This is a genomic window from Tessaracoccus defluvii (genome assembly GCF_014489575.1).
Classification (GTDB): Bacteria; Actinomycetota; Actinomycetes; order Propionibacteriales; family Propionibacteriaceae; genus Arachnia; species Arachnia defluvii.
The window spans coordinates 968,616-980,564 of record NZ_CP060789.1 but is presented as its reverse complement, the minus strand read 5'-3'; the positions used below and the strand labels follow the sequence as shown (position 1 = coordinate 980,564).

14 protein-coding genes are annotated in these 11,949 nt (G+C 69.8%); all 14 read right to left on the bottom strand.

Annotated features, from left to right (window positions below):
* A complete protein-coding gene (locus H9L22_RS04615; protein WP_187721778.1) occupies nt 1-915 on the bottom strand; it encodes a F0F1 ATP synthase subunit gamma in 915 nt (304 codons plus the stop codon).
* Between the two features lie 3 nt (nt 916-918).
* A complete protein-coding gene (atpA, locus tag H9L22_RS04610; RefSeq protein WP_187721777.1) occupies nt 919-2,553 on the bottom strand; it encodes a F0F1 ATP synthase subunit alpha in 1,635 nt (544 codons plus the stop codon).
* Between the two features lie 20 nt (nt 2,554-2,573).
* Nucleotides 2,574-3,371, bottom strand: coding sequence for a F0F1 ATP synthase subunit delta (locus tag H9L22_RS04605; RefSeq protein WP_187721776.1), 798 nt, complete (start codon nt 3,369-3,371; stop codon nt 2,574-2,576).
* Nucleotides 3,368-3,913: a F0F1 ATP synthase subunit B gene (locus H9L22_RS04600; protein ID WP_187721775.1), complete on the bottom strand. Its 546-nt coding sequence runs from the start codon at nt 3,911-3,913 to the stop codon at nt 3,368-3,370. Before H9L22_RS04600 ends, H9L22_RS04605 begins: the two co-directional genes overlap by 4 nt.
* Nucleotides 3,914-3,921: 8 nt before the next feature.
* Complete coding sequence (gene atpE / locus H9L22_RS04595; protein ID WP_187721774.1) at nt 3,922-4,140, bottom strand: ATP synthase F0 subunit C; 219 nt, start codon at nt 4,138-4,140, stop codon at nt 3,922-3,924.
* 55 nt (nt 4,141-4,195) lie between these two features.
* Nucleotides 4,196-4,978 (bottom strand): F0F1 ATP synthase subunit A, encoded by a 783-nt coding sequence (atpB, locus tag H9L22_RS04590; RefSeq protein WP_226966265.1) that lies wholly within the window; start codon nt 4,976-4,978, stop codon nt 4,196-4,198.
* A gap of 17 nt (nt 4,979-4,995) precedes the next feature.
* Nucleotides 4,996-5,223: a hypothetical protein gene (locus tag H9L22_RS04585; protein ID WP_187722788.1), complete on the bottom strand. Its 228-nt coding sequence runs from the start codon at nt 5,221-5,223 to the stop codon at nt 4,996-4,998.
* A gap of 58 nt (nt 5,224-5,281) precedes the next feature.
* Nucleotides 5,282-5,749: a hypothetical protein gene (locus H9L22_RS04580; RefSeq protein WP_187721772.1), complete on the bottom strand. Its 468-nt coding sequence runs from the start codon at nt 5,747-5,749 to the stop codon at nt 5,282-5,284.
* Entirely contained in the window at nt 5,739-6,890 is a 1,152-nt protein-coding gene (locus H9L22_RS04575) for a glycosyltransferase family 4 protein (RefSeq protein ID WP_187721771.1), read from the bottom strand. Before H9L22_RS04575 ends, H9L22_RS04580 begins: the two co-directional genes overlap by 11 nt.
* Complete coding sequence (locus H9L22_RS04570; RefSeq protein WP_187721770.1) at nt 6,890-7,657, bottom strand: L-threonylcarbamoyladenylate synthase; 768 nt, start codon at nt 7,655-7,657, stop codon at nt 6,890-6,892. The genes H9L22_RS04575 and H9L22_RS04570 overlap by 1 nt, the downstream gene beginning before the upstream one ends.
* Nucleotides 7,658-7,666: 9 nt before the next feature.
* The gene (gene prmC, locus H9L22_RS04565; RefSeq protein ID WP_187721769.1) at nt 7,667-8,500 is read right to left on the bottom strand and encodes a peptide chain release factor N(5)-glutamine methyltransferase; all 834 of its coding nucleotides are present in this window, start codon (nt 8,498-8,500) and stop codon (nt 7,667-7,669) included.
* A complete protein-coding gene (prfA, locus tag H9L22_RS04560) occupies nt 8,493-9,563 on the bottom strand; it encodes a peptide chain release factor 1 (RefSeq protein ID WP_187721768.1) in 1,071 nt (356 codons plus the stop codon). The genes prmC and prfA overlap by 8 nt, the downstream gene beginning before the upstream one ends.
* 77 nt (nt 9,564-9,640) lie before the next feature.
* On the bottom strand, nt 9,641-9,847 hold the full coding sequence (gene rpmE / locus H9L22_RS04555; RefSeq protein WP_187721767.1) for a 50S ribosomal protein L31: 207 nt from the start codon (nt 9,845-9,847) through the stop codon (nt 9,641-9,643).
* A 138-nt stretch (nt 9,848-9,985) separates the two neighbouring features.
* A complete protein-coding gene (rho, locus tag H9L22_RS04550) occupies nt 9,986-11,887 on the bottom strand; it encodes a transcription termination factor Rho (protein ID WP_226966122.1) in 1,902 nt (633 codons plus the stop codon).
* Nucleotides 11,888-11,949 lie beyond the last annotated feature (62 nt).

The window sequence follows — 11,949 nt, the reverse complement described above, 5'->3', positions numbered from 1 at the left end:
TCACTCGTTTCCGGCTGATTCGGACAGCGCCGAGGCGCCACCGACGATTTCTGTGATTTCCTGGGTGATCTCCGCCTGACGGGCCTGGTTGGCCTCGCGCGTCAGCTGTTCGATCAGCGTCTGGGCGTTGTCGGTGGCCGACTTCATGGCCCGCTGACGGCTGGCCAGCTCCGAGGCGGCCGACTGCAGCAGCGCCGTGTGGATCCGGTTCGCCACGAACAGCGGCAGCAACCTGTCGAGGACTTCCTTCGCGTTGGGCTCGAAGTCGTAGTACGGGATGACCTCGTCGGGCTGCGGGTCGACCGGGGCGGCGGCGTCCGTGACCACCAGCGGCAGCAGGCGCCTGGCGTTCGCCGTCTGCGTCAGCATCGACACGAAGGCCGTGTTGACGATGTGCAGCTGGTCGACGCCGCCCTGTTCGGTGTCCAGCAGGAACTTCTCCAGCAGGACGTCAGCGATGGCCCTGGCGTCGGAGTACTGCGGCCGATCCGAGAAACCGGTCCACTTCTGCTCGACCTCCCGGTGGCGGAAGTCCAGGTAGGCGACGCCCTTCTGGCCGGTGACGTACTGCACGACCTCCTGGCCCTCGTCCATGAGCTTCTGCCGCAGCGCCTCGCCCGCCTTGATGACGTTGCTCGAGTACGCGCCGGCCAGCCCCCGGTCCGAGGTGATCAGCAGGATCGCCGAACGCTTCGGGTTCTCCACGTCGACCAGCAGCGGGTGCTCGATGTCGTGCACGGACGCCAGCGCCGAGACGGCCCTGGTCAGCGTCAGCGTGTACGGCACCGCCGCCCTGGCCACCTGCTGCGCCTTGACGATGCGCGACGCCGCGATGAGTTCCATGGCGCGCGTGATCTTCTTCGTCGTGGAGACGGACTGCTTCCGCTGACGGAGCTCGCGCAGACTGCTTGCCATGGATTAACCCCGCTTCTGGCGGACGATGGTCTCCTGGCCGATCTCCTCGTCCTGCAGAGCGACATGCTCCTCGCGACCCACCAGCAGCTGCCCCTCCGACGTGCGGAAGATCTGCTTGAAGTCGGCGATCGCCTTCGCGGCGGCCTCCTTGCGGTCGTCGCCGAACTGGAAGTCACCGGCGACGTCGCCGAGCACCGTGGTGTTGTGGCGCAGGTAGTCGAGGACCTCCTGCTCGAAGCGGAGCACGTCCGCGACGGGGACGTCGTCGAAGAGGCCCTCGACGCCCGCCCAGACGCTGATGACCTGGTCCTCGATCGCGTACGGCGCGTACTGGCCCTGACGCAGGAGCTCGGTGAGGCGGGCGCCCCGGTCGAGCTGGCGACGGGTGGCCGCGTCGAGGTCGGAGGCGAACATGGCGAACGCCTGCATGTCGCGGTACTGGGCGAGGCTCAGCTTGAGCGAACCGGAGACCTGCTTCATGGCCTTGACCTGGGCGGCACCGCCGACGCGGGACACCGAGACGCCGACGTCGACAGCGGGACGCTGGTTGGCGTTGAACAGGTCGGACTGGAGGAAGATCTGGCCGTCGGTGATCGAGATCACGTTGGTCGGGATGTAGGCCGACACATCGTTGGCCTTCGTCTCGATGATCGGCAGGCCGGTCATCGAGCCGCCGCCGAGCTCGTCGGACAGCTTGGCGCAACGCTCCAGCAGACGGGAGTGGAGGTAGAACACGTCGCCGGGGTACGCCTCGCGGCCCGGGGGCCTGCGCAGCAGCAGCGACATCGCACGGTAGGCCTCGGCCTGCTTGGTCAGGTCGTCGAAGACGATGAGGACGTGCTTGCCCTGGTACATCCAGTGCTGACCGATGGCCGAGCCTGCGTAGGGGGCGATGTACTTGAAGCCGGCCGGATCGGACGCCGGGGCGTGCACGATCGTGGTGTAGTCGAGTGCGCCCGCCGCCTCGAGGGTCCCGCGGACCTCGGCGATGGTCGAACCCTTCTGGCCGATGGCGACGTAGATGCAGAGGACCTGCTTCTTGGGGTCGCCCGACTCCCAGTTGGCCTTCTGGTTGATGATCGTGTCGATCGCGATGGCGGTCTTGCCCGTCTTGCGGTCGCCGATGATCAGCTGGCGCTGGCCGCGGCCGATCGGGATCATCGCGTCGATGGCCTTCAGGCCGGTCTGCAGCGGCTCGCGGACCTCCTGGCGGTCCATGACGCCGGCGGCCTGCAGCTCGAGGGCGCGGCGGCCTTCGCTGGCGATCTCACCGAGGCCGTCGATGGGGTTGCCCATGGCGTCCACGACGCGGCCGAGGTAGCCGTCGCCGACGGGGACGGACAGGACGTCGCCCGTGCCGTGCACGATCGAGCCCTCGTCGATGCCGGCGGAGTCGCCGAGGACGACGACGCCGATCTCACGCTCGTCCAGGTTGAGGGCGATGCCCAGCGTGCCGTTCTCGAAGCGCAGCAGCTCGTTGGCCATGGCCGAGGGCAGGCCCGCGACCCGCGCGATGCCGTCGCCCGAGGTGACGACGGTGCCGACCTCGGTCCGCTCCGCGCCCTTGGGCTCGTACTTCGAGACGAACTCGTCGAGCGCGCTACGGATCTCGTCTGGACTGATGGTGAGTTCAGCCATTGCGTCCTACTTTCTGATTCTCACAAGTTGATGAGTTGCCGGCGGGCGTCTTCGAGCCGGGCAGCAACGGTTGATTCGTACACGTCGTCGTCGATGGCCACGCTGATCCCGCCGAGCACGGCCGGATCGACCGAGATCTGCAGGTTCACTGGGCCGCCGACCTGTGCGGTCAGGGCCGTCTTCAGCCGCGCGATGCGGGCCTCGTCCAGGGGACGGGCCACGGTGACGCGGGCGATCCTCTGGCCGGAGAGCCCGGCCGCGGTCTCCAGGTAGCCGCCGATCGCCGCCCCGTAGGAGCGGACCCGGTCGTTGACCGCCCGTGCCGCCAGAGCGGCGGTGACGGCGTGCACCCGGCCGGCGACGAGGCCGTCGATCAGCTCACGGCGTGCAGTGGCGGGAAGTGCCTGGTTGCGCAGGGCGGCCGCCAGCTCGGCGGAGCCGTCCACGGTCTCGGCGAGCTGGTACAGCTCCGACGAGACCGTCTCGAGTTCGCCGGAACGACGGGCAGCCTGCAGGGACAGCCGGACGGCCTGGCGTTCGAGGCCGAGGACCAACTGGGTGCCGCTGCTCCAGGCCGCCCCGACCACGGCCGAGATCACCGCGAGCGCGGAGACCGAGACCTTGCCCTCGAAGAGGCGTGCGGCGAGCGCCGCGCGTCCCTCCTCGGTGGCCGACGGGTCGGACAGGGATCGACGCAGCATCGGCTGGCCGTCGAGCAGATCCACGACGGCGAACAGTTCGGCGGCCGTCGAGACATCGGTGCCGATGCCGTCCACGGTGGCGTCGAGCGCAGCGGTTGCGGCGTCGCGGGTGCTCATCGGGACTGGCCCGCCGTCTCGAGCTCAGCCAGGAAACGATCGACGGTGCGCAGGGCGCGCTCGTCGTCGGTCAGGGACTCGCCCACGATGCGGCCCGCGAGCTGGGTGGCCATGCCGCCCACCTCTCCGCGCAGCTCGAGGATCAGCTGGGCACGCTCCGCCTGGAGCTGGACGCGGCCGTTCTCCAGGATGCGCGCGGCTTCCTTGTCGGCCTTGGCCTTCGCCTCGTTGACCATGGTGGCGGACTGGTTCCTGGCCTCCTCGCGGATGCGGGCGGCCTCCTCACGGGCAGCGGTGAGCTGATCGTTGTAGTCCGCCAGTGCCGCCTCGGCCTTCGCCTCGGCGGCGGCCGCACGCTGCATGCCGCCTTCGATCTTGTCCGAACGCTCCGCGTACATCTTCTCGAAGGCGGGAACGACAACCTTCCACATGATGGCGAAGATGATCAGCATCAACGCGATGCCGACGAACAACTCCGACGGGTGGTGGGGCAGCAGAGGCCCGAGATCGAGCTCCTGGAGCGCCCCGGTAGTGGGGACCATGACGCGGCTCAGAGAACGAAGGCGAGGGCGATGGCGATGATGGCGAGGGCCTCGACCACGGCGAAGCCGATGAAGGCGGTGCTCATCATGGCGCCACGAGCCTCAGGCTGACGGGCGGTGCCGTTGATGACCGACGCGAAGATCCAGGCCACACCGAGGGCCGGCGCGATCGTGGCGATCGCGTAGCCGATCATGTTGAGGGAGCCGTCGATTTCGAGGAGGGACATGCGTTTTCCTTTCGGATGGCTTGCTCGACCCAGGGCGGCCGAGAAGTCGGGTTGGTTAGTGAGCCTCGGCGATGGACGAGGACACGTACTGGGCGGTGAGAACCGTGAAGATGTACGCCTGCAGCGCGCCGATGAACAGCTCGAGCAGGAGGATGATGAGGCTGAACAGCAGCGACACGCCGCCGGCCACGTTGTAGAAGGCGTTGTTCGCGTAGGTCAGCAGGAAGCCGCCTCCCACCACGAAGACCAGGACGACGAGGTGTCCGGCGAACAGGTTGGCGAACAGACGCAGCGCCAGCGTGATGGGGCGCGTGATGAACGTGGCCAGGAACTCCAGCGGGATGACGATCGGCAGCAGGTAGCCGGGCACGCCCTCGGGGATCAGCGACCGCTTGAGGAAGCCGCCGAAGCCCCACTTCTTGAAGCCCGCCCCGACGTAGACCAGCCAGGAGAGCAGGGCCAGCCCGTACGCGTAGCCCACGTTGGAGAACGTGGGGTACATGAAGAGGAAGAACTCGCCGAACCAGTTGTTGATCAGCAGGAACGAGAAGAGGCCGAGCAGGTACGGCAGGAACTTCCGGAAGTCGGAGTGCAGGATGTCGCGGGCGATGCCGTTACGGACGAACTCGTAGACGTATTCGGCGAAGAACTGGCCCTTGCTGGGCTGGATCTTCAGGTTCCGCGAGGCGACCAGCCACAGGACGATGATGAGAGCGGCGGCGATGATCGCCTGCGCGGAGGGCTTGTTCAGCCAGCTCAGCCACGCCAGGTCGGGGAACCAGGGGTCCCACTTGAAATCGTCGACGCCCGGTGGGGTGTAGCCGCCGCCGGACTCCATCGGAAGTAGTCCCAGTGTCACGTACCGCTCCCGTATCGCTTGATGATCAGATACAAGCTGGTGACCAGCCCGGCGATGAGCCCGGCAGGCAACAGCCATGAGGTGTTGAGGAAATGGTCACCGACCCACCCCAGCCCACCGTAGAAGATGAGACCGGCGAGGATGTAGGCAAGTACGGCCATGCCGTCCTCGTGACCCGTGGGGCCGGAACGACCTTGTTCGGGTGGCGTAGGTGTGGTGCCCATGTCGGGTTGAGCCTAGCGGAAAAGCCACCGCGTTTCATCTCGGGGATACCACAGGGTCTCAGTCGTGAGATGGCGGGGGCTGATACTCGGTGTCGTAGACGGGGACCCGCTGCCTGGAGGCGACCAGGACCACCCCTGTCACCCAGCCGATGACGGTGCCGGCGACGCTGAGCAGCAGCCAGCCGTCCTGGACCCTGCCCTCCATGGCGGGCAGGCTCAGAATCGCCCAGAGGCCGGCGGCGATCCCCACGACACGCACCGCGTAGCTCACCAGCACCAGCCCCATGCCCTGCATGTCGGGCAGCTCGCACGCGACGACCTCCAGCGACTGCCCGATGCTGTAGAAGATCACGACGGCCGCGAACCCGAGTGCGGCGGTCAGGGCGGCGTCCGCCCCTCCGATCGCCAGCGCCAGTCCGATCACCGCGATCCCGACGCCGTGGCCGAGCGCCAGCCCGCCGATCATCATCTGCCTGGCCCGCTGCGCGGCGGCCGAGACGCGCCTGCGCGTCGGCTCAGCCGTCACCGTCGAGCCCCCTGTCGACGACGTCGGCCTCGGCGCCGCCGATGCGCGAGGGAGCCATGCGCACGGGCCACAGTGTGAGGACCCCGACGAGGACCACGGCCACCGCCACCACCCAGACGGCCGCAGAGCGGTGCTGCAGCGAGATGGCCACCACCCCGACCGACAGCACGGCCGTCCAAGCGTACATGAGCAGGACGGCCCGCCAGTGGGAGTGGCCGCGGGCGAGGAGTCGGTGGTGCAGGTGCTGCTTGTCCGCCGTGAACGGGCTCTGCCCGTTCCAGGTGCGCCGCAGCCAGGCCAGGAGCAGATCGAGCAGGGGCAGGGCCAGCGCGGCGACCGGCAACAGGATCGGCAGTAGCACCGGCACGGCGTCGGTGCCCTCGCTGAGGGCCGCGTGGTCGAGTTGGCCGGTGAAGGACACGGTGCTCAGCGCCATCAGGAGCCCGAGCAGCATGGAGCCGGAGTCGCCCATGAACATCTTCGCCGGATGGAAGTTGTGGAAGAGGAAGCCGATGGCGATGCCGCAGGTCGCGACGGTGATGAGGCTCGCGGTCGTCGCTCGGACCAGCTGCTGGTCGTAGGCCAGAACGTAGGTGTAGCTGAAGAAGGCGCCCGACCCGATCGCGACGACGCCTGCGGCGAGGCCGTCGAGACCGTCGACGAAGTTCACGGCGTTGACGCACACCACGATCACGATGACGGTGACGGCGATGGCGGTGATGTCGTCCGGGGAGAACAGGCCACCGTTGGGCAGCGGGATCCAGAAGAAGCGCACCCCTCCGAGCACCGCCACCCCGGCCGCCAGGACCTGGCCGCCGAGCTTGACGATTGCCGGCATGTCGTACATGTCGTCGAGCACGCCGATGGCGCAGATGATGAGGCTGGCCCAGACCACGGCAGAGGCGTCGTGGGCGACGGTGGCGAAGCGGCCGAGGAAGGGCATGTTGGTGGCCACCAGCAGCGCGACGGCGAGCCCTCCGAACATGGCGACCCCGCCGAAGTACGGGATGGGCTCGGTGTGGACGTCACGGGTGCGGACCTTCGCCAGCGCCCCCATCCGCACCGCGATGCGGCGGCACAGCCCCGCCAGCAGGTAGGTGGTGCCGGCCGCGATGAGCAGGACCAGCAGGTATTCGCGCACTACGCCTCGGGCTCGGGCTCGGCCACGGGCTCCGACTCGGGCTCCGGCGCAGGCTCGGCGTCGGCCTCGGCCACGGGCTCCGACTCGGGCTCCGGCTCGGGCTCCGGCTCGGGATCGTCCTTCGGAAGGATCCCCGCCACGACGGCCTGCAGCTCCTCGAGCGACAGCGCCCCCTCGCGGACGATGCGTCCCTTCGGGTCGGCGACGAAGTCGACGATGGTGGAGGCCACTCCCCCGGTGACCCGACCGCCGTCGAGGTAGACCGCGACGCGGTCGCCCAACTGCTCGACGGCCTCGGCGCAGGTCAGCGCCGCTGGCGCACCGGAGACGTTGGCCGAGCTCACAGCCAGCGGGCCGGTGCGGCGCAGCAGGCCCCGGGCGCCGTCGTGATCGGGCACCCGCACCGCGATGGTGCCGTGGGTCTCACCCAGATCCATGCCGCCCTTCGGCTGCGCCGTGAGGATCAGGGTGAGCGGTCCAGGCCAGAAGGCCTTCGCCAGGTCGGCCGCCGCCTGGGGAACGTCGTCGGCGACGGCCCTCAGCATCGACGGCTCGGCCACGAGAACGGGCGGCGGCATGTCGCGGCCGCGCTCCTTCGCGTCGAGCAGCCCCTGCACCGCCGCCGGGTCGAACGCGTTGGCCCCGATCCCGTACACGGTGTCGGTGGGAAGGACGATGCACGCACCGCGCCGGACGGCGGAGGCGGCCTCAGCGAGGCCGGTCTCTGCGTCGGTGTCGAGGGCGATGACGAGGGCAGGTTCGGTCACGGGGCAATCCTAGGGCAGTCGGGCGGTGACGAAACGGGGGCGACGGGCGAGGTCGTCGTGGGTGACGACGTCCAGGAAGCCCGCCTCCGCGAACAGGGCCCGGACCGCGGGGGCGTGGCTCTCGTCGTGCTCGGCCGTCACCAGTCCCCCGGGCCGCAGCAGCCGGGCGGCCACGGCGGCGACGACGCGCAGCGCGTCGAGGCCGTCGGCGCCCGAGAACAGGGCGATGCCCGGGTCGTGGTCGACGACGTCGCTTGGCAGCAGGTTCCGGTGCCCCGCAGGCACGTACGGCGGGTTGGCGATCACGAGGTCGACCGTGCCGTCCAACTCCCCGAACGCGTCCCCCATGTCGCCCAGCACGAGGCCGACCCCGCGGCCGGCCAGGTTGCGTTCCAGGTAGCCGAAGGCCTCGGGCGAGATCTCGACGGCGTGCGCGTCCAGGCCGCCCAGCTCTCCAGTGAGCGCCGCCGTGATGGCGCCGGAGCCGGCGCACAGTTCGACGACCCGACGCTCACCGTCGGGACGGGCCGCGAGCCGGTCGAGGGCCCAGCCGACCATGACCTCCGTCTCGGGCCGCGGGATGAACACGCCCGGGCCGACGGCCAGCGTCTCGCGGCGGAAGTAGGCCTCGCCCGTCAGGTGCTGCAGCGGCTCCCCCGCTGCCCGCCGTTCGACGAGGGCGTCGACGGCGGCGCGGGCCTCGTCGCTGACCTCGTCGACCAGCATCAGCTCCCCAGGCCGGAGCCCGAGCACGTGGGCCACCAGCAGGCGGGCGTCGGGGCCGGGGCTCGCGGAGCCGGACCGGGCGAGCCGCCCGGCCGCCTCGTAGGCGAGCTCACTCACCGCCGACCCCCGCGAGGCGCTCCGCCAGGTCCTGCTCAGCGAGCGCGTCGAGCAGCGGCGTCAGCGCGCCCTGGAGGACGGCGTCGAGGTTGTGCGCCTTGTAGCCGATGCGGTGGTCGGTGATCCGGTTCTCGGGGAAGTTGTAGGTGCGGATCCGCTCCGAGCGGTCGACCGTGCGCACCTGGGACTTGCGGGCGTCGGAGGCCGCCGCCGCGGCCTCCGCCTCGGCCAGTTGCGTGAGGCGGGCCCGCAGCATGCGCATGGCCGACTCCCGGTTCTGCAGCTGCGAGCGCTCGTTCTGGCAGCTCACGACGACGCCGGTCGGCAGGTGGGTGATCCGCACCGCCGAGTCGGTCGTGTTGACGCCCTGTCCTCCCGGCCCGGAGGAGCGGTAGACGTCGATGCGCAGCTCGTCGTCGTTGATCTCGACCTCGTCGGCCTCCACGTCGGGCATCACGAGCACCCCTGCCGCCGACGTGTGGATCCGGCCCTGGGATTCGGTGACGGGAACGCGCTGCACGCGGTGGACGCCACCCTCGAACTTGAGCCGCCCGTAGGGGCGGAACTCTCCCGCGGAGCCCGCCTTGACGGCCGCCGTCACGGACTTGTAGCCGCCCAGGTCGGTCTCCTGCGAGTCGAGGACCTCGACCTTCCACCCCACCTGTTCCGCGTAGCGGCTGTACATGCGCAGCAGGTCGCCGGCGAACAGGGCCGACTCGTCGCCGCCCTCGCCCGACTTGATCTCGACGAGCGCGTCCGCGTCGTCGTTGGGGTCGCGCGGCGCGAGCAGGCGGGTCAGGCGCTCCGTGGCGACCACGAGCGCGGCGTCGAGCTCGTCGACCTCCTCGGCGAAACCGGGATCGTCGGCCGCCAGTTCAGCCGCCGCCCCCCGGTCGTCGGTCAGCCTGCGGAACTCCTCGATCGCCTCGACGATCGGCCGCAGCGCGGCGTAGCGTCGCCCGACGCGGCGGGAGCGGCCCATGTCGGAGTGCAGGTCGGGATCCGCGAGCTGCCGCTCGAGTTCGTGGTATTCGTCGATGAGCGGCTGGGCGTTCTCGAACATGGCGTCCTTCGGTGGGAGACCGGGCAAAAAGAAACGAACGCCTGGGGGCACGGGGCCCCAGGCGTTCGTCTGGTGAGCTACTTCTTGGCGTAGCGCTTCTCGAAGCGGGCCACGCGGCCGCCGGTGTCGAGAATCTTCTGCTTGCCGGTGTAGAACGGGTGGCACTCCGCGCACACGTCGGCGCTCAGGGAGCCCTTCGTGCTGGTGCTGCGGGTGGTGAACGTGTTGCCGCAGGTGCAGGTCACCTGGGTGTCCACGTAATCAGGGTGAATTCCCTGCTTCATGCTGGATCTCCTTCATCAGGTTGGCCGGGTCGCTGGCCCACTCGGGGCCGGAAGGTCGCGTGAACCGGCGCGATGGTCAATTCTGCCGCGCCGGCCCGGATTCGCCAAACCGACGCGCAGGATTTCCCCGGTGGTGGCTCAGCCGTCCATCGCTGGGGTGGTCTTGACCACGCTCAGCAGGAAGTCGTGGTTGTCCGCCGTCTTCGCCATGCGGGTCTTCAGGGTCTCGAGCGCCGCCTGGTCGTCGAGGCCGGACAGGGCCCGCCGCAGCTTCCAGATGATGTTCAGCTCGTCGCGGCCCAGCAGCAGCTCCTCGCGGCGGGTGCCGGAGGCGTCCACGTCGATGGCGGGGAAGATGCGCTTGTCCGCCAGCTCCCGGCGGAGCCGCAGCTCCATGTTGCCCGTGCCCTTGAACTCCTCGAAGATGACCTCGTCCATCTTGGAGCCCGTCTCGATCAGCGCCGTGGCCAGGATGGTCAGCGAGCCGCCGTTCTCGATGTTGCGGGCCGCGCCGAAGAACTTCTTCGGCGGGTAGAGCGCCGCCGAGTCGACACCACCCGACAGGATGCGGCCCGAGGCCGGCGCCGCCAGGTTGTAGGCGCGGCCGAGGCGGGTGATGCCGTCGAGCAGCACGACGACGTCGTGGCCCAGCTCCACCAGCCGCTTGGCCCGCTCGATCGCCAGTTCCGAGACCATCGTGTGGTCCTCGGCGGGCCGGTCGAACGTGGAGGCGATGACCTCGCCGGAGACGGTCCGCTGGAAGTCGGTGACCTCCTCGGGGCGCTCGTCCACGAGGACCACCATCAGGTGTACCTCGGGGTTGTTCGCGGCGATGGCGTTGGCGATGGCCTGCATGATCATGGTCTTGCCGGCCTTGGGGGGCGAGACGATGAGCCCACGCTGACCCTTGCCGATGGGCGAGACCAGGTCGATGATGCGGCCGGTCAGGTTCATCTGCACGGTCTCGAGGCGCAGCCGTTCCTGCGGGTACAGCGGCGTCAGCTTCGCGAACTCGGCGCGCCCCTTCGCCTTCTCCGGGTCGTCGCCGTTGATCGAGTCGAGCCGGACGACGGGGCTGTACTTGTCCTTCCGCTCCCCCTCCCGCGGGGCCCGGATCGCGCCGGTGATGACGTCGCCGCGGCGCAGGCCGTAGCGCCGCACCGTCGATAGCGGAAGGTAGGCGTCCGTCGGGCCGGGCAGGTAGCCGGTGGTGCGGACGAACGCGTAGTTGTCCAGGATGTCGACGATGCCGGAGATGGCCGCCAGCACGTCGTCCTCGTTGACCGTCGGCTCCGCCTCCATGCGGTCCATGCCCTGGCCGCCGCGGCCGGGGCGACGGTTGCCGGAGTTCGACGGACCGGAGCTGCGGTCGCGGTTGCGGCGGCGCCTGCTGCGGCGCGAACCGCCGGGCTCGTCGTCGTAGCTCGGCGCGTCGAACTGCTGGCTCCGCTGCGGCGCCGGGGTCGAGGCGGCGCTGCTGCCGCCTCCGCCGCTGGTGCCGCCCGTGGGGGTGCTGGTCGTCGCGCCGCTGCCGAGCGCGTCGAGGAGTTCACCCACCTCCTCGTAGGTCTCCCGCTGGGCGCCACGGTCACGGTCGCGGTTGCGGCTGCGCCGACGGCGGCCACCCTCGGACCCGCCGGAGTGGGCGGCGTCTCCCGAGGAGGAGCCCCCCGCCTGGCTCGCGGAATCGTCCCCCTTGGGGAGCTCGGCCTGGGCCGACGCGGCGTCCTGCCGCTGCTGTGTGCGCTCGCGGGGCTGCTGCTCCTCGCGCGGGGCCCGTTCCTGACGGACGGCCTGCTCGGGGCGCGACTTCTCAGCCGCGGGCTGCTGCGCCTTGTCCTGCTGACCTGCCCCGTCGCGGCGGGCGCGGCCGGACTGTCCCCCGGCGGCTGCGCCGGCAGGGGCACCGTTGCCCTTCGCCTGGATGGCAGCGACGAGATCACCCTTGCGCATCGCCGAGGTTCCCTTGATGCCGAGGCCGGAGGCGACGGACTTGAGTTCGACCAGCTTCATAGCGCTCAGGTCTGCGGATTCGCTCAACGAATCTCCTTCCATGGGCCGATCACGCGATAACACGTAGCGCGGTTGTATCGGCAGAAAAA